We start from the raw sequence: 21,610 nt of genomic DNA on the forward strand, positions 1-21,610 counted from the left end.
TTCTACTCATTGTCCCTGTATACCCATTCAATACTCTAACTGTTGTATATGTAATTGACGCCATATACGGTGTTTGAACAGTTTCTCATCAGCTTTATGCTGCACCTTGTCTCAAATATGGGATTTAGTTCTTCTTTGGGGTTTAGGTATATATCGACCCTATCAATCGCCCATAAATCCTAATGATTTATCAACTTTATTACTGTATATATTTATAAAAATTTGAGGTGTAATTAAGGTATGCGTTTTATTGCATATTAATCAACACCCTATAAACTTTTGCTTAGTCCATGAACAAACTAAAGTGAATGCCTAGATTTGTGAAAAGAAGTCACTTCGCACAGACATGACATTTCGGATAAGGAAGACTAGGCTTAAAGTTCAGTAAACTATAAAAAAACAGGCGAAACGGAACTGACTCATCACATACATCAGTCTACGTAATTGATTGTTAATGCAGAGAATAAGTTCTGAATATAATTTAAGCCTGAAACCGTTATTACTATCATTTTCACGATGTTGGGCAATACAGCATTTTGTGACCTCGGGGGATATATGGGTATTGAAGTTTCGCGCCAAGCTGCAGTTGTAGAGGCAGTGAGTGGAGAAGTCATTGCGGTTAAGTCTGATGGAAGCGCACGAAAAATTTCAGTTGGCGATATTATTCGTGAAAACGAGATTGTTATCACTGCAAACCAAGCAGAGCTGTTATTAGGTAACCCAAACGGTGTCACTGAGGTGGCAAGTAATTGTGTTGGCTGTGTTGATCAAGACTTAGTGTGGGCTGATGCTCCTATCGCTGGAGAAGTTAATTTTGACTTACAGCAAGCCGATGCAGGAGATTTTGATGATGATGAATTTGCTGCTATCCAAGAAGCCATTTTAGGTGGTGCCGATCCGACCCAAATCTTAGAAGCAACGGCTGCGGGGGGCGGATTAGGTTCTGCAAACGCTGGCTTTGTGACGATTGACTACAACTACACCGAAACTCATCCGTCGACATTTTTTGAGACCGCAGGTCTAGCAGAACAAACGGTTGATGAAGACCGAGAAGAGTTCAGAACAATAACCCGTTCATCGGGAGGTCAATCAATCAGTGAAGTGCTCACCGAAGGCTCCATTTCTGGCAATACCTACCCCCAATCTATTACAACTACCGAAACGATTATTGCTGGTAGTTTAGCGCTCTCCCCTGATTCTTTTGTTCCAGAAGCACTGTCTCTCGCTTCGCTACTCACAGAGCTAAACAGTGATATTACTTCAAGTGGTCAACCCGTTACGTTTACTTATGATGCGGCGACGAACTCTATCATTGGTGTTCAAGGCACCGATGAAGTATTACGCATCGACATCGATGTTGTTAGTGTTGGAAACAACGCTGAGCTTTCATTGACCACAACGATTTCTCAACCAATTGATCACGTAACGTCTGTTGGTGGCGGTCAGGTTTCCTATACAGGCGATCAAATTAACATCACTTTTGATATTCAAGGTGAAGACACCGCCGGAAACCCATTAGCAACACCAATTAATGCGCAAGTTGCCGTGGTTGATGGGGGCGATCCGTCTGCTGAAAGTGTGAATATCAGTAACGTAGAAACTAGCAGTGCAGCAATTGAAGGAACGTTCTCCAATATTGGTAGTGATAATCTTCAATCAGCTGTATTTGATGCTGGTGCACTGGACCAGTTTGATGGGTTGCTCAGTGATAATCAAAATACGCTTGCAAGGCTATCTGATGATGGGACAACGATCACTTTGTCCATTCAAGGTCGAGGTGAGGTTGTTCTCACTATCTCACTAGATACCGATGGTACTTATAAATTCGAGCAGTTTAATCCAATAGAACAAGTGGGCACCGATTCACTGACGTTCGATTTACCGATCACGATTACCGATTTCGACCAAGATGTTGTAACCAATAACATCAACATTGTTATCACTGATGGCGATAGCCCAGTCATTACTAATGTCGACAGTATTAGTGTCGATGAAGCAGGCATCATTGGTGGCTCACAAGAGGGAACCGCGCCTGTAGCGGGGAGCGGAAGTATCACTGCCGATATTTTCGAAAGCGACATCATCGACCATTATGAACTGGAGCCGACGGAATTTAATACGGGTGGCAGCTTGGTTTCAAATGGTGAGGCTGTGCTACTTGAGCTGATTGGTGAGATCGGTGGTGTAAGAACTTATGAAGGTTACGTTGAGGTCAATGGAACGAGAATTACGGTCTTTGATGTTAAAATTGATAGCCCTTCATTGGGCAACTATGAGTTTAATCTTTATGAAGAACTTTCTCATCAAGGCGCTGAAGATGCGCTGCTAACTTTTGCATTGCCAATTTATGCTGTTGATGCAGATGGCGACCGTTCTGCACTGTCTGGAGGTTCGAACACACCAGAAGCTGCTGAGATCCTCGTTAATGTTAAAGACGATGTCGTTGAATTAGTTGATAAGGTTGAATCAGTCACCGAGCCGACCTTAGCGGGCGATACTATTGTTTCGTATAACCTGTTCAATTTTGAAGGCGCAGATGGTTCTACAATTCAATCGTTTAACTACGACGGTGTTGATTACTCACTCGATCAAAGCCTGCTCCCCGATGCTACCCAGATTTTCAGTTTTACTGAAGGTGTCGTCACTATCTCATTAAACGGTGACTTCAGTTTTGAAGTCGCTCGTGATATCGACCACTCAAGCAGTGAAACTATCGTCAAACAGTTCTCATTTTTAGCCGAAGATGGTGATGGGGATACTGATAGTTCGACGCTTGAGTTAAGTATTACCGATGGCCAAGATCCGATCATTGATTTTATCCCGCCTGTGACTCTCTCTGAAACCAACCTTAATGACGGCTCTGCTCCCAGCGGAAGTACAGTTAGCGCAACCGAGACGATTACCTTTACCGCAGGCAGCGACGATGTAGCAAGTTTCCGTATTGAACCAACAGAGTTTAATGTGGGCGGTGCACTTAAATCGAATGGATTTTCGGTTGAGATAAAAGAAGATTCGGCTAATCCGGGTACTTACATTGGCTTTATTACCAACGGTTCGGGCGCTGAAATCCCAGTGTTTACGATTGCTTTCTCTACGAGCACATTGGGTGAATACACCTTTACTCTGCTTGAAGCGTTAGACCATGTAGATGGTTTAGATAAGAACGATCTGAGCTTTGATCTGCCTATTTATGCGGTTGATACGGACGGCGACGATTCATTGGTGTCTCAGCTTAATGTGACTATCGGTGATGATGTTCAAATCATGCAAGACGGTACGTTAGATATCATCGAGCCAAATCTTGCTGACGGCACTGTAACAACCAACACCATTGACGTGATGCCCGATCAAAGTGCAGATGGCGCGACCATCACTCAGTTCAATTATGACGGTGTCGTAAATACACTGGATCAAAGTATTTCAGGCGAGCAGCAGTTTAACTTCGCAGAAGGTCGCTTGTTCATCACCCTTGAAGGTGAAATGCGTTTCGAGCCAAACCGTAACCTAGACCACTCTGCGAGTGAAGACATTGTTAAGTCGATAGTCGTGACGTCGAATGACTTTGATAACGACCCGGTGACATCAACCGTTACTTTGACCATTACTGATGGTGATAACCCTACTATCGATGCTGTTCCGAGTGTTGCTCTTGAAGAATCGGATCTCGCTGATGGCTCATCACCAAGCGGCAGTGCGGTTAGCCAAACAGAAACCATCACTTTCACCAACCAAAGTGACGATGTTGAGAAATTCCGTTTAGAGCCTAGTGAATTTAACGTTGGCGATTCTCTCACGTCCGATGGTCTGGTGATCGAGATTAGAGAAGAACCTGCAGGTTCGGGTAATTATATCGGTTTCACGACTGATATTTCGAATACTGAAACTACCGTTTTCACTCTTGATTTCAGCAGTACTAATTTGGGTGAATACACCTTTACGCTTATCGAAGCGATTGACCACACGCCGATTCAAGGCAATAACGACCTCACATTCAACTTGCCTGTTTACGCCGTCGATAGCGACGGTGACGACTCTCTGATGTCTCCGTTGGCGGTGACGATCACCGATGACGTTCAAGTGATGGTCAATAGCTCACTCGATATTGAAGAGCCAACGGTCTCGGATTTAGCGGCAGGTACGCCGACCACGACAACGGTTAATGTTCTTGATGAAGAAGGCGCTGATGGAACGACCATTACTCAGTTGACCTACGATGGTGGAGCGGTACTAACACTTGACCAAAGCGATACGGGTGAACAGAAATTTGATGTTCCTGAGGGTTCGCTGTATATCACCCTACAGGGCGACGTGCGTTTCGAGCCTAATCGCAATCTCGACCACACAGGTGGAGACATTGTTAAATCGATAGTGGTGACCTCAAGTGATTCTGATAACGATCTTGTTTCCTCAACGGTTACGCTGACCATTACCGATGGCGATATTCCAACGATTGATAATGTACCAAGTGTTACGCTATCTGAATCCAACCTGAGTGATGGCTCTACTCCAAGCGGCAGTGCGGTCAGTCAAACTGAGACGATTACCTTCACCAACCAAAGTGATGATGTGACGAGTTTCCGTATTGAACCTACTGAGTTCAATATTGGCGGCCTTCTAAAATCGAATGGACTGACGGTTGAGTTGAAAGTCGACCCAAGTACGCCGGGTGGCTACATCGGCTTTGTGACGACGGCGCCTAATGTTGAAACGAACGTGTTCACGATTAGTTTTTCGGATACCAATATCGGTCAATACACCTTCACACTGTTGGAAGCGTTAGATCACGTTGATGGGCTAGGAAATAACAACCTAAGCTTTGACCTGCCGGTTTACGCTGTTGATAAAGATGGTGATGATTCACTGGTGTCTCAACTCAATGTGACTATCGGTGATGATGTCCAAATCATGCAAAACGGCACATTAGATATCGTTGAACCGAATGTTGCTGATTTGGCTGGTGGTACTGTAACGACCAATACCATCGATGTGATGCCAACGCAAAGTGCTGACGGCGCGACAATCATTCAGTTCACCTACGATGGTCAACTTCGAACACTTGATCAAACTGACAATGGCGAGCAAAAGTTCAGCTTCACGGAAGGAGAGTTATTCATTACTCTTCAAGGTGAAGTGCGTTTTGAGCCAAATCGTAATTTAGACCACACAACGAGCGAAGACATCGTCAAATCGATTGTCGTGACCTCAAGTGATTTAGATAACGATGTGGTGACGTCAACGGTCACACTGACGATTACTGATGGCGATATTCCAACCATCGAATCCGTACCAAGCGTGACGCTATCAGAAACACAGCTTGCCGATGGCTCGACACCAAGCGGTAGCGCAGTACGTCAAACCGAGACGATTACTTTCACTAACCAAAGTGATGATGTGACGAGTTTCCGCATTGAACCAACTGAGTTTAATGTCGGTGGTGTACTGAAATCGAATGGGTTTGCGGTCGAGATAAAAGAAGATTCTGCTAATCCGGGCACTTACATAGGCTTTATTACCAACGGTTCGAGCGCTGAAGTCCCCGTGTTTACCATTAGCTTCTCTTCAGCCACGTTAGGTGAATACACTTTCACTCTACTTGAAGCGCTAGACCATGTTGCTGGCCTAGCGAACAATGATCTGAGCTTTGATCTGCCTGTTTATGCGGTAGACAGTGATGGTGATGATTCACTGGTATCGCAGCTTAATGTAACGATTGATGATGATGTTCAAATCATGCAAGGTGGTGCGCTCAATATTACCGAGCCGACCGTCGCTGATTTAGCGGCTGGTACACCGACCACGGCTACTTTTGATGTCATGCCAAACCAAAGTGCTGACGGCGCGACCATCACTCAGTTCACTTATGATGGCGTCGTAAACACCCTCGATCAAAATATTGCAGGCGAACAGCAGTTTATCTTCGCAGAAGGCAAACTGTACATTACCCTCGAAGGTGAAGTTCGCTTTGAGCCTAATCGAGATCTTGACCATACGGCCGGCGATATTGTTAAGTCGATAGTGGTGACCTCAAGCGATTTCGACAAAGACTCAGTCACGTCAACCGTTACGTTAACGATCACCGATGGTGATATTCCAACCATTGATGTTATTCCAACGGTTAGCTTATCTGAAACGAACCTGACGGATGGTTCAGCCCCAAGTGGCAGTGCGGTAAGTCAAACCGAAACCATCACCTTCACTAATCAAAGTGATGATGTGGTCCGCTTCCGCCTTGAACCAACAGAGTTCAATACCAATGATGCACTCACATCGAATGGTTTAGCTGTTGAATTACGTGAAGATCCGCAAGGGTCGGGCAACTACATCGGATTTACAACCAGCTCGTCGAATGCGGTAACCACAGTATTTACGTTGAGTTTTTCTGGGACAACCTTAGGTGAATACACCTTTACCTTAATCGAAGCCTTGGATCATCAAGATGCACGTGGCAACAACGACCTGAGTTTTGATCTGCCTGTGTATGCGGTGGATAGTGACGGCGACGATTCGTTAGTCTCTCAGCTTGGCGTGACTATTGGTGATGATGTGCAGTTGATGCAAGGCGGCACAATAACCAGTCGTGAGCCTGCTGGAGTCGTCGAAACATCGAATACTCTGGACGTGATGCCAAATCAGAGCGCAGATGGAGCAAAAATCACTTCATTTGTGTTTGATGGAAACAGTGCAGAAAGCCTTGATCTCAATGTGAATGGCGAGCAAGAGTTTGTGTTCACTGAAGGTTCTGTATTTATTACCACAGAAGGTGAGATACGATTCGAGCCTGTGCGAAATCAAGATCACACGAGTGGTGATATTACTAAGACGATTGTTGTTACATCTACTGACCTTGATGGTGATATCGTCTCATCTACCGTGACATTGAAGATTACCGATGGTGATCTTCCAACGATCGATTTGGTCCCTGGAATTACGCTCTCAGAAGTGGATCTCGCTGATGGTTCTTCGCCAACCGGCAATCCAGTGGCGATGACTCAAGTTATTACCTACTCAGAGGGTAGTGACGATGTTAGTTATTTCAGAATTGACCCTGCTCAGTTCAATACTTCGGGGGCTTTGAAGTCGAATGGATTAGAGGTTGAGATTAAAGAGCAGCCAGCGAATTCTGGTAATTACATTGGCTTCGTCAAGGACGGTTCTAACGTCGAAACCAACGTCTTCACGATCAGTTTCTCGACAACCAATCTAGGGCAATATACGTTCACACTGCTTGAAGCGTTAGACCATACAGATGGATTACAAAACAATACTCTAAGTTTCGATGTCCCTGTTTTAGCGGTTGATACCGATGGTGATGATTCTGCAATGTCGCCAATGACCGTGGTGATCACCGATGATGTACAAGGCGTTCAAGATGGGGCGTTAAGTATCACTGAGCCTTCACTTGCTGATATAGCAGCAGGTACGCCAACCACGCCAACAATCGACGTTATGCCGACACAGAGTGCTGATGGCGCGAAAGTGACTCAGTTTATCTACGATGGTGGCACGGCTGTTATGTTAGACCCAACTGTGTCTACAGAACAAGTTTTTACCGTAACCGATGGCTTACTGTACATCACGATTGAAGGTGAGGTGCGCTTTGAACCAAGTAGAAATCTAGACCATTCATCTGGCGATATCGTGAGAACGATAGTCGTGACGACCAGTGATTTTGATAACGATACCGATACCGCGGATGTCACGTTGACGATCAAAGACGGAATTGATCCGGTTATCGATGTAGTGCCAGATATTAACCTATCGGAAGTTGGTCTTGCTGATGGCTCTATGCCGAGTGGTTCAGCGGTTAGCTCGACACAAACGATCACTTATACCGTGGGTAGTGATGATTTAAGCCACTTTAGAATTGCAACCAACGAGTTCAATCCTGGCGACCTACTCAAATCAAATGGTCTTGTTGTTCAGTTAAAAGAAGATCCTGCTTCACCTGGCGACTACATCGGGTTTACTGATGACGGGGCCGGTAACGTAACTAATGTATTCACCATTGATTTTGATAGCGTTAATAAAGGGCAGTTCACCTTCACTTTGATTGAGGCGTTAGATCACCTTGATGGTGATCTTAATAACAGCCTCAACTTCAACCTGCCTGTTTACGCCGTTGATACCGATGGTGATGATTCGGTTAAACGCGATGTCATGGTAACGATACAAGATGACATTCAACAGATGCAAGATGGCACGTTAAGCATCACAGAGCCAAATACTGGCACACCAACCACTGCTACTGTTGATGTAATGCCTACACCAAGTGCTGATGGGGCGACCATTACTCAGTTTACTTTTGGTGGCGGTTCAGCGATCACCTTGGATCAAACTAACAATGGCGAGCAAGAGTTTACCTTCACTGAAGGCTCATTGTTTGTCACGCTAAGCGGTGATGTAAGGTTCGAACCAAACCGAAATCTAGATCATTCTGCGGGCGACATTGTTAAGTCGATTGTGTTTACGTCTTCTGACTTTGATAAAGATACCTTTTCATCAACAGTCACGCTTACGATTGTTGATGGCGATGGACCAACAATCAACGTTGTGCCAAGTGTCAGCTTGTCGGAAAGCTTACTTGCGGATGGTTCGACACCTAGCGGAACGCCTGTCAGTGTGACTCAGACTATCACCTCGCTAGCGAGCAGTGATGACATTGGAAAAATAGTCGTTGAAGCTGGGCTGTTCAATACCAACGGCGTGTTGAAGTCTGATGGCCTTGAATTGAGTTTACGTGAGGAGCCTGCGGGTTCTGGCGACTACATTGCGTTTACGACGGATGGTTCGGGTGGTGAGAAAATCATATTCACCCTAGATTTTGATGATACTAATCCTAGCCAGTATACCTTTACGCTGCTTGAGCGTTTGGATCACGTTGATGGCTTAGGAAGCAACGATCTGAGTTTTGATCTTTCTGTTTACGCGCAAGACACCGATGGCGATATTTCAGCGTCTAAACCGCTTTCAGTAACCATCACCGATGATGTCCAGTTAATGAAGTCTGGTGCGCTTAGCATCACTGAACCAAGCACGGGCACACCTACCACAACGACATTTGATGTGATGCCTGCGCAAAGTGCTGATGGCGCCACCATAACCAAATTTACTTATGGTAGTCAGCCTGAAGAGTCTCTGGTGCAAACCAACACTGGTGAGCAAGAGTTTGTATTTACGGAAGGTTCGTTGTTTATCACGCTTGAAGGTGATGTGCGCTTTGAGCCTAATCGAAACCTGAATCATTCTGGTGGTGATATCGTTAAGACGATTACCGTGACATCAGAAGATAAAGACGGTGATATTGTTACTTCGACCGTGACATTGACGATTTCAGATGGTGCTCCACCGGTAATTGATACTGTACCAACGGTTGCATTGGAAGAAGCGAATCTCGTGGATGGTTCATCTCCGAGCTTACCTGTGAGCCAAACTGAAACCATTGCTTTCACAGCGGGAAGTGATGATGTGAGCTATTTCCGTATTGATACCACTCAGTTCAACACGTCTGGTGATTTGAAATCGGATGGCCTAGTGGTTCAGCTTAAAGAAGATCCAGCCAACAGCGGAACCTATATTGGTTTCGTTGAGAGTGGGGGTGTTCAAACGGATATCTTTACCATCACTTTTAATAGTGTAGTGCTAGGCGAATACACCTTCACTTTGTTGGAAGAGCTCGATCATCTGCCTGTGCAAGGCAACAACGATCAAGTATTCACTCTGCCAGTGATCGCGGTCGACCAAGACAATACCGACTCTGTGATGAAACCTTTGACCGTTACTATCACCGATGATGTGCCTGTCATTACCGATACGACAGCGACCAGCACATTTGTGGTTGATGAAGATGATCTCGGCTCTGCGATTTCTCAAGCAACAGGTGCATTTGTTACCACAGAAGGTGCAGACCAAGTAGAGGTTTACGAACTGCGTAATATCTCTGCGCTTGAAGCGACATTGACCTCTGGAACTGAAGCGATTTCTATTACAGAAGTCACAGGTGCCGCCAACACAACGACCTATCAAGGTACGACGACAAGTGGAACTCCTATCTTCACGCTCGCGCTAGCGAATGACGGCTCTTATACGTTTACGTTGCTAGGTCCTCTAAACCATCCAACAAGCCCGAATTCCAATACCTTAACGATTCCATTTGATGTCGTTGCGGTTGATGGTGACGGCGATGATTCTAACCAATATGTATTGCCAATCGAGGTGCTAGACGATGCGCCAGTAATGAGTGCGCCGACGGGTGAAACGGTTGTCGATGAAGACGATCTTACTGGTATTGGTTCCGATCAATCTGAAGACACCATTATTAATGGCCTGTTCACTGTCGATGAAGGCGCGGATGGTGTTGTGAAGTATGAACTGGTTGATGAAGATTTGGTTCTGACTGGCTTAACCTCCAACGGAGAAAGTTTAGAGTGGCTTGCTGTTTCACAAAGCGGCACAACATTTACTTACGTTGCTCAAACTGCAACGAGTAATGAAGCTGTGTTTGAGATTATTTTCGATACCTCGGATAACAGCTATCAGTTTGAATTGTTTAAACCACTTAAGCACCCTGATGGCGCGAATGAAAACGCAATTGACCTTAACTTTTCTGTTGTTGCAGAAGATTTTGATCAAGACCAATCAAACGCGATCGATTTGAAAATCACGGTGACTGATGATGTTCCATTGGTGACAACTCAATCGATCACACGAATTGAAGGCCAGGGCTATGGTAATTCCAAAGTTGACATGTTTGCTAATGCGACGGATGTCGGCGCGGATGGCGCGGTACTGAGTCGAATTGAGGGCATTACCAGTAATGGTGCAGATATTGTTTTCCGTACAGGAAACAGCGGGCCGTACAGCAGCAGTTTCGATTTAAATAGCGGTAGTCAACAAGTACGAGTGTACGAACAAACCGACGATGGTAGTGGTGGCGTGGACACCCGTGAGCTAGGGCGTTTGCGTATCAACTCAAATGGCGAGGTTGAATTTAGAGCTAACGGCTATCTCGATCATGACGGCCTAGACACCATCGATTTTTCGATTAATGTGATTGCGACGGATGGCGATTTAGATACCTCTGAAACACCGTTAGATATAACGATTACTGATAGGGACTCTACAAGAATCGCTCTGAAAGTGACGACCTTCGAGGATGCGGGTAGAGACTCAACCATACCTTATGCAACAGGCGATGAGCCGGCTCTTGAGAATATTCAAGATAACCAAAATGGTTTGCCTAATGCGCCAGCTCAAGTTGCGCTGCAAGTTAGTCTGTATGACCAAGATAACGCTGAATCTATTGGCCAGTTGACGATTAAAAGCCCGAACGGAGGTGATAGTCATCAAGGTACTTTTTATTACTTTGATGGTGTTGACTACATTGAATTAGTGCCTGAGTCAAATGGGAGCATTATATTTGGTCCTCCTCAACTCGAACAAAGCTTTGCTCCAAATCCGAATGAGCCAAGACAAACTATTGCGACGATAGACAACTTGTTCTTTGTTCCGGACCAACACGCTAGTTCGGATGAAACTGGTGGGCGCGTTCGTTATGAGCTAGAAATTGAGAAAAATGGCAATACGGATCACACCGTTAACTCAAACTTCAGAATCGAGATTGAAGCGGTAGCGGATATTGCAACGTGGGATGACGCCAACAGTACTTATCAGTATCAAGTGAATGAAGATGAAGACAATGTTACGTTGCAGCTGAATGCTGAATCGCAAGATAACAGTAATACTGAGACGATTACCTATGAACTTGAAGCGATTCAGGGTGATGGGAAGTTTGAGTTACTTGATCAAAATGGCAATGTGTTAACGCCTGTTAATGGTGTTTATATCATCGCATCTGCTGATATCAATAGCACAGTCGTTAACCCAATCGGCAACTTCTCTGGACAAATTGAGTTCAAAGCGACGGCAATTACGGAAGAGACGCTTAACCCATACGATGACTCAGCGAACGGCGGGTTAGACAAAACGACCGCTCGCTCTGTTGAGCAAAATATTATCATTGATGTGACTGCCGACGCGGATCCTGGTTCATTCAGTGTTAACAGGATTCGTATTAACGAAGACAATATTGATGCCCCAGACTACCTAGGTCCTCTGGACAACAAAGATGCCTTCACGCTAGACGAAGTCATCACAATGAACGGCTCAGTGGACACTGATGGTTCAGAAGAGCTATTTGTTCGTATCAGTAATATTACCGAAGGGGCGGTGCTTTATTTCCTTGGAACTACGACCCCAGTTCCTACAATCACCATTAACGGTATTGATTATCAGGAAGTGGCGTATTCCGATCTCGCCAACGTAGAGATTGTTCCGACTAAACACAGCAATGTCGATTTTACTTTTGATGTAACCGGTGTGGTTAAAGACACTGCGAACCTCTCTACTGGTGCACAAGTTGATGAAGAAATCCTAGGAACTAAAACGGTTAACGTTGAGGTTAAAGGGGTTGCAGATATTCCTTATGGCGGTACAAACGGTTCGGCTTGGACAGCAATCACCGATGGCACAACACCTGGTGTTCAAACCACGATCCAAGAGAGCCAGAATGGAGACAGCTACGCCGAGCTTGATTTCACCGTGTTGTCGGGAGAGAGAAGACCTGATCCTGCAGCAGTAGATCAAACCCCATTACCTGACGATGGTTCAGAATCCATAACCGTTATCCTCTCGGGTATTCCTGATGGCGTTATTCTGGAAGACGGTGACGGTACCATTATTGACCTTAACTTTGTCGGTTACGAAACCGGTCCGGGTGGTAGCCCCGATCTTTCTAAACCTATCTACGAAGCGAACATCACTGACGCAGGTAAAACCTCAGGAATCCGCATCAGACCTGTCGATTCTTCAACAGAGAACATTCACATTCAGGGTAAAGTGATCGTGACTGAGAATGACGGTCATACGCTTACGTTTGACCAAGAAGTGCGAGTGTTGGTCGAACCTAGAATCGATACCTCAGCGACGTACAGCACAGTCACTAATGGCGATGAAGATACGGCGATCAGTATTGATTGGCACCCAGAGGGTACTGATTATATTGATGATGATGAGCATTTCACTTCTATTGTGATCAGTGCCATTCCGACAGATGTTGAAAGTGTTGTGGTTAATGGCGATGTAACTTGGGTTTACGATGCTTCAGCAGGCACTTTAACCATTACGCCGAAGAGTGGACAGACGGCAGAAGAGTTTACTCAAATTGCACTGAACAATAATTTTATTCAGATCACACCTGAACAAGACTCGAGCACCGACTTTACGCTTAATACGGTTGTCATGATCGAAGAGCGAGATCATGAGTATGTTGATGCGACTGATCCTGGTCAGGGCATCGCTACCGCGACAATCACGGGCTCGATTGATGTTATCGTACGTCCAGTCGTTGAGCCGAAAGACGCTAGCAACAAGCTTATCGTCGATGATGTGCTGGGTACTGGAGCACTAGCAACCGTAGTTGCTGATGCAAACACTGGCGTGCTTAAGTTCACAACCAACAGCGATAATACATCGGTTACGGATGAGTTCGTCATTCGATATCAAGAAACAGATGCTTCGTCCGCTATCGAAGAAGTTGACCAGTTAGTTATTGAATTAACAAACGTGGACGGTTCGGAGCTATCAGATGCTGTACTCAATCAACTGCTCGTTATTGGCGCTGCTTATGAAGGCAATGGGCGCTGGGTTGTAACGAATGAAGACATATTTAGCATCAGTGCATCGAACGGCCTTGTTCTTCCTTCAGGAAACAGCGGGGCTGGAGGGTTCAATGACATCAAGATGGACATCTTTAGTACGGTGATAGACCGAGGTGATGGTGCTGAGGTTGAGTCATCTACGGCCGCTCGTAGGGACGGAGAAGTCACTCTGTCATTTCCTCAAGTGGTGGTTGGGAGTAACAAGGTTGCTGCCGATATTGATATTACACCAAACAGTGTTGTTGATGCGATTGAGGACACCCAGTTAGATCTGGGGACGGCATTGAATGGTCTAATTACGTTCTCGGGCGAAGACGACTCAACTGATCAAGTGACCATCATTATTGATGACAGTGTGACCATTAATCCAGGAGCGGCGAACGAAGTCACCTTCCCAATTAGTTTATCGGGAAGCAGCGACCTCGACTTTGTTAACGGCAAATATGTATTCCAGACTACCGTTGATCAAGGGGTCTCGACTGACTTCTCTGGACTACTACTTAACTTACCAGCCGACTACTCCGGCGACTTTAGGTTGCCGTTGACGATAGTAACTAAAGACGTATTGTCGGGTGATGAGAAAACTTTAGTGACAGAAGTAGTCATTAAAGTTGCTCCTGATGTTGAAGGTAACCCAGATATTGACGTTACTGTCGTTGGTTCGCTTGACGATTCGTTTAACCCTGTCGATACCGACGGTCAAACAGGGCAAGATCCAGTCGGCTACGAAGATACCTATATCCAACTTGATTTCAGCTCGACCATTGATGACCAAGTAAGCGGAGTTGAAGGTGGTGACGAAAAATTCACCTCTATCACACTGACGTTAAATGACACGAGTGTTGGGGCTTTCTATACCAGCGCAGGGGTATCGCTTGGCACATCGGTGACCTTTAATGAAGCTGAGATTAATGCAGGCGCGTTGGATAATGTACTATTCCGACCGGCGTTAAATTACCCAACAGATAATGACGTAAATCAGGTGCAAGTGAATGTCAGCGGGACGATTACCGATACTGCTACATACAATGATGCAGCTTCGCCAACTGGCAGCGCGACTGATACCGATACTTTCTCTACCAATGTCAGTTTTGAAGTCGTTCCTGTGGTGGATGACGTGTCTGTCACTGGCCCGGGTAGCGATCCTGATGTTATCGAGATTACGGGTACTGAGGACCAGCTGATTTCTTTGTCGGGCACAGGGCCTGTATCGATTGCACTGACTGACCTTGATGGCTCAGAACAGTTTGTGTCGATTAAGTTTACAGATGTACCTGATGGCTTCCAGATGCGTGCAGATGCTGGTTCGGCATACACGGTGAAGAATAATGGTGGTGGTGAGTGGAGTGTTCAACTACCTCAAGCATCAGGGTTATCGTTCGACTTGAGTGAGATTTCGATTTTACCGCCTAAGGACTTCAGTGGTACGGCTGAATTTGGTGTTGCCGTATTTACTCAAGAATCTTTGTTGGGTGTGCCTACTGCAGCATCAAATCTGCCAAGCTTTAAGCTGCATGTGGTACCTGTGGGTGATGATGTTGATACTAATCCAACAGATTCTGTGACAGGTAACGAAGGTCAAAACATTGATATCGAAATCAATGCGACGATTTTGGATAAAGAGCTATCTGCAACGGGCAACGGCACTTATACCGAGAATGCACCAGAGACACTTCGAGTAGAAGTTGCGGGCGTTCCTCAAGATGCCTCTATCTATTATCCAGACGGCACAACCTTGGCTAGTTATGATCCAGTTACGCAGCTTTGGACACTTGATGTTCCTGCACAGTCGCTCGATAAGATCGTATTCAATTCAGGTGAACACAATAGCGATACGGGTAATGTATTAGGCATTAATGGCCCGCTGCAGATTACCGTTCGCTCTGTGGATACTGACGCTGATAACACCGAATATTTGGGGACGCCAACCAGCTTCGATGTTGATCTGGTGATTGATCCTATTAACGATCAACCGATCTTTGTGAACGTAACGAATATTGAAACATCGGAAGACATTAGTGTTGCTATCGACAACTTTAGTATCTACGACGTTGATGCTAACTTTGATAATCCAGACGCTCCGTATGTTCTTACGTTGCAAGTCGATCAAACACTTTCGGGAGCGCAAGGTGTGTTTGAGTTTACGAGCTCACCTGACGTGACGTTTGTATTGCAACCTGGTGGCTCATTGGTGATTACCGGTAAAGAAGCCGACATCAATACCGCATTGACTAATGGAGCCGTGACTTTCAAACCAGACCCAGACCAGAACTATCTCAACCAGAGTGGTTTAGTCACGATTAATGCAACACTCGATGACGGCGGTAATAATGGCTTGATTGATGCGGGTGATCCGAATACAGCACAGACCAACCAAACTACTTTCACCATTAAAGTAACGGAAGTGAATGACGCTCCTGTGGCAACTGATGTTGATTTAGGTTCGATTGCTGAAGATGGTCAAATAGTGATTGTGGAAGGAGACTTGATTTCAGTAAGTTCTGACATTGAAAACCATAACCTGACGGTTACGGGTGTAACCCTGACTCAAGGACAAGGCCAATTAACGCGCTTTGAAAACGCAGGTGGCGCCGATAACGCGGCGATTACCGGACCATTCTGGCTGTTCGTTGCAGATAATGATTTCAACGGTGATGTGAAATTCAACTATTCCATTATCGATGATGGCACAACCAATGGTGTGGATGATTTCTTGACCGATAGCGCTGAAATTAGCCTCATCGTAACGGAAGTGAATGATGCACCTGTCGCGACAGACGTTGATTTAGGTTCGATTGCAGAAGATGGTCAAATCGTCATTGTTGAAGGGGATTTAATTGCAGCAAGCTCTGACCCAGAAAACCACAACTTAACAGTAACTGGTGTAACTCTGACTCAGGGACAAGGCCAACTAACCCGCTTTGAAAATGCAGGTGGCGCCGATGACGCGGCGATTACCGGACCATTCTGGCTATTTGTAGCGGACAACGACTTTAACGGTGACGTTAAATTCAATTACTCAATTACTGATGACGGTACAACTAATGGCGCGGATGACTTCCTAACCGACAGTGCTGAAATTAGTCTTGAAGTAACGGAAGTGAATGACGCCCCTGTAGCAACGGACATCGACTTAGGCAACATCCTTGAAGAAGGTCAGTTGATCATCAAAGAGGGCGATTTAATTGCTGCGACGAGCGATCCGGAAAACGACACGATTACCGTGACTAATCTGGCGCTCGATGAAGGCCAAGGTCAACTACAACGCTTCGAGAACGTAGGTGGTGCTGATGATGCTACGATCACTGGCCCATACTGGGTATTTACGGCAGCTGATGAATACAACGGCAACGTTAAGTTTACCTATACCGTAGAGGATGATGGTACAACCAACGGCGCTAATGACTTCCTAACGGATACAGCGGAGATCACCGCGATTGTCGATGGAGTGAACGATACACCGGTCGTTAATGGTGACAGTGTCACTACGGTTATTGACGAGGATGCTGGTCAACTGTTGAGTGGTATCAATGTCAGTGACCCTGATTATGTAGATACATTTTCTGATGATCTGATGACCGTCACGCTGACGGTGGATTACGGTACATTGAATGTATCACTTCCAGCAGTGACGACGGTTGTTGTTAACGGCAACAACACGGGTTCAGTCATCTTAGTGGGGACATTGAGTGACCTGAATGCGTTGATTGATACGCCAACCAGTCCAAATGGTGTTTTCCTTGATGCGAGCCTGTCTCCAACCAATAGCATTGGATTAGAAGTTGTTGCCAAAGACAGCGGCAACCCTTCAGGTATTGCGATAGAGACAGCACCTGTGGTTTACAACATCGCGGTGACGCCAGTGGCGAATGCACCAACCCTGTCTATCGATAGTGCGACTAACTACGTGAGAAACATTACTGCGAGTCAGTCTGTGAGTGCGAGTGGCATTCCTTTAGTTGGGATTATCGCAGCCTTAACGGACATTACAGAAGAGCTAACGCTGCATATCAGTGATGTACCTGCTGGCGCTCAAATCACCAGTGCTGCGGGTTCTGTGACGGATCTTGGCGGTGGTGTTTGGGTAGCAACGGCAGATGCAATTGAAAGCTTGCAAGCGGTTGGGCTTTCTCAAACTCCAGGTAACTACACACTGAAAGTCGAGGCGGTTTCTGAAGAGACTGACAACAACGATACAGCAACCTCTGCATCGATTGACCTTAACTTGAACATTGTGTCTAACGCAGTTGATATTAACTTGGCTTCGGAAACCGATGATGTTCAGTTACTGGCTGGTGCTAATGCGACTGACTTAACGGGTGGTTCAGGGAATGATCGACTTGAAGGTGGCGCAGGTGACGATACGCTTGTTGGCGGTGACGGTAACGACACCCTGATTGGCGGCGGAGGCTCAGACATTCTGACTGGTGGTGATGGTATGGACTCGTTCGTATGGCTTAACATCGAAGATGGTGTTGAAGATACGATTACCGACTTTGATTTGTCGGAAGGGGACAGCATTGACTTGAGAGAAGTGTTGCCGGAGCTTAAAAATACATCTCCAGACATGACCGCGTTGCTACAACAAATAGACGCGAAAGTGGACGGGGATGATATTGAGCTTACGATCAACCCGGATGGCTTAGGTACTACGGAACAGGTGATTGTGGTTGAAGACCTTGCGGCACAGCTAACCTTAAGTAGCACCATGCCTTCGGACATTCTGGATGCATTGGTACAGCAGAATGTGATAACTCACGGTTAAAGCGAACCATTGAACCATAACGAAAGAGGCCAGCATTGCTGGCTCTTTTTTGTTACGGTATAAATTGAAAAGAGTTACTTAAGGGAGTTGTGGATCAGGAACTCTTCTTCAACACCTTTCAATTTCATCTCATCCATAATGAAGTTCACCGTGTTCAACAAACGTTGTTCACCTTTAGGAATCAGATAGCCGAACTGACTGTTGGTGAATGGAGTTTCGCAGCGTGCCGCTTCAAGACGTTCGTCAGTTACTTGATAGAATAGACCTTCAGGCGTTTCTGTCACCATCACATCAACTTTGCCTTCTGCTACTGCTTTCGGTACGTCGAGGTTGTTCTCGTAGCGTGTGAAGCTTGCGTTCTGCAAGTTCGCGTCGGCAAAGATCTCGTTAGTGCCGCCAATGTTCACGCCCACACGAACAGAAGAAAGGTTCACTTTCTCAATGCTGTCGTACTGTTCTGCGGTGCCTTTCGCAACCAAGAAACACTTACCAAAGGTCATGTAGCCTTGAGTTTGTTCCGCGTTTAACTGACGCTGCATTTTACGCGTAATGCCGCCCATCGCGATGTCGTACTTATCGTCGTCTAGGTCGGTCAGTAGAGCTTTCCATGTGGTACGAACAATCTTCAATTCAACGCCTAATTGTTCCGCGATGTGCTGTGCAACATCGATATCGTAGCCAGAGTAGCTTTTACCATCGAAGTAAGAGAAAGGCTTGTAGTCGCCAGTAGTGCCCACACGCAAAGTGCCTGATTTTTGAATGTCTTCTAGCTGGTCAGCTTGTGCGACACCAGAAAGTGCCAGAGCAATGGAGGCAAGTAATAGTGATGTTTTTTTCATTGTAATTGTCTGTTGTGTTTGTGTTGTCATTCAAAGTAACAGAAACAATCAGAGAAAGAGATCAAACCATTGGAAAGGTTGGAAAAGAAGATAAAACGAGGGCAGGAGATAGGTATTTCTATGGTTTGTGAGCATTGATCGAGGTGCGTTTCATATTCCGTTTTGATAAACCGAAGACAAACAAAAAGCCCATGTTATCGAATAACATGGGCTTCATTTTGGTTTAACTTGTTAGCTGCTTATTTAGCTATTTAGCAACTGACTCGTTGTTCATCTTAGCCGGAGCTTTAGATGCGTTAACCAATAGGATACCAACGGTTAGTACCATTGAACCACATAGTAGGAACAACAAGCGTCCTGTTGGTTCGTTTGGAATCAGAGCCATTGCTAGGATACCGAAACCTGCTGTGCTGATAAGCTTACCAAGCATTGAACGCTGTTTAGTATCTAGGTTTTGTTGCTCTTCACCTTCCGCTACAAGCGGCGTGTTCCAGTTAGTGAATAGTTGGTCAACTTCTTTCTCACGCTCTGGCGATAGGCCTTTGTAGAAGCGAGAAGTCATGATGAAGTAACCACCTGTGAACACTACGTGAGCAGCTAAGCTAAGACCTACTTTCAAGTCGCTCCATTCACGGCCTGTAAGCGCTGTTTCTAGACCAAATAGGTTCTCGATGTCTTCTGCTTGCAGAGAGATACCGAAGATGTAAGAAACGAAACCACCAACCACTAGAGTAGACCAACCAGCCCAGTCAGGTGTCTTACGAATCCACATACCTAGTAGGACAGGGATAAGCATTGGGAAGCCAATCAACGCACCTACGTTCATTACGATATCGAACAAGCTTAAGTGACGCAGAGAGTTAATGAATAGACCAATCGCAATGATGAAAATACCCATCATGATAGTCGTTATCTTACTTACAATAACCAGCTCTTTCTGAGTCGCATTTTTACGAAGAATCGGGCTGTAGAAGTTCATTACAAAGATACCAGCGTTACGGTTCAAACCTGAATCCATAGAAGACATCGTTGCAGCGAACATTGCTGACATAAGAAGACCAACCATACCTGCTGGCATTACGTTTTGTACGAATGCTAGGTAAGCAGCATCACCGGCTTTGTCGCCCATTGATGTGTATTGCTCAGCGAACTCAGGCATGAATGCACTAACGTACCAAGGTGGTAGGAACCAAATTAGTGGACCAACAACCATAAGGATACATGCTAGGCCTGCCGCTTTACGTGCGTTTTCACTGTCTTTTGCACATAGGTAACGGTATGCGTTGATGCTGTTGTTCATTACACCGAACTGCTTCACGAAGATGAATACAACCCAAAGGATGAAGATGCTCATGTAGTTTAGGTTGTTACCTAACATGAAGTCGCCGTCGAAGTTAGCAACAATGTTAGTTAAGCCGCCACCGTGGAAGTAAGCTGCTACCGCACAAGTGATTGTCACGGCCATGATTACAAGCATTTGCATGAAGTCAGAAGCAACAACCGCCCAAGAGCCGCCGGTTACTGCCATCAATACTAGAACCATACCCGTTACCACAATGGTCGCTTCCATTGGGATGTTGAATACCGCTGCTACAAAGATAGCTAGACCGTTTAGCCAGATACCTGCAGAGATAAGGCTGTCCGGCATACCTGCCCATGTGAAGAACTGTTCAGACGTTTTACCAAAGCGCTGACGAATAGCTTCGATCGCCGTTACCACACGAAGTTGGCGGAACTTTGGAGCGAAGTACATATAGTTCATGAAGTAGCCAAAAGCATTGGCTAAGAATAGGATTACAATAACGAAACCGTCATTGAATGCGCGTCCTGCGGCACCTGTAAACGTCCATGCTGAAAATTGTGTCATGAAGGCAGTTGCACCAACCATCCACCACAACATTTTGCCGCCCCCTCTGAAGTAATCACTTGTAGAGGTGGTGAACTTACGGAACATCCAACCAATCGCGATTAAAAAGAAGAAGTAGGCGAGAACAACAAAAGTATCAATAGTCATCTTTTCAGCCTTTTAAATATCATAATTAACTGGGCTTAGATTAACGCGTCCCAAGGTTTATTTGTACTACAATATGTCTTTAGTATGATCTAGGTCGCATTGATTTTTCGGCCTCTAACACGTGGTTATATAAGTATTTGTTTTAATTGAATTTAAATGTGAGTGTATTTTGTTTGAGATCTAAAATAAATTGAGGGTTAAATGTTTATATGTATTACAATATATACAAAAGCGCTTACTTTGCCGTATCTATAAGATTTTAATTATAACCGTAACA

At 45.4% G+C, this 21,610-nt stretch carries 3 protein-coding genes; 1 reads left to right on the forward strand and 2 read right to left on the reverse strand.

What is annotated here, in order from left to right; translation table 11 throughout:
- Positions 1 to 555 precede the first annotated feature (555 nt).
- On the forward strand, positions 556 to 18,480 hold the full coding sequence (locus tag A136_RS18500) for a retention module-containing protein (protein WP_017063611.1): 17,925 nt from the start codon (positions 556 to 558) through the stop codon (positions 18,478 to 18,480).
- Between the two features lie 74 nt (positions 18,481 to 18,554).
- Here the strand turns inward: A136_RS18500 and A136_RS18505 are convergent, their stop codons facing one another.
- Complete coding sequence (locus A136_RS18505; RefSeq protein ID WP_029235150.1) at positions 18,555 to 19,319, reverse strand: transporter substrate-binding domain-containing protein; 765 nt, start codon at positions 19,317 to 19,319, stop codon at positions 18,555 to 18,557.
- A gap of 247 nt (positions 19,320 to 19,566) precedes the next feature.
- Positions 19,567 to 21,333: a sodium:solute symporter family protein gene (locus A136_RS18510; RefSeq protein WP_017061487.1), complete on the reverse strand. Its 1,767-nt coding sequence runs from the start codon at positions 21,331 to 21,333 to the stop codon at positions 19,567 to 19,569.
- Positions 21,334 to 21,610 lie beyond the last annotated feature (277 nt).

The organism is Vibrio crassostreae 9ZC13, assembly GCF_000272045.2.
GTDB classification, from domain to species: Bacteria; Pseudomonadota; Gammaproteobacteria; order Enterobacterales; family Vibrionaceae; genus Vibrio; species Vibrio crassostreae_C.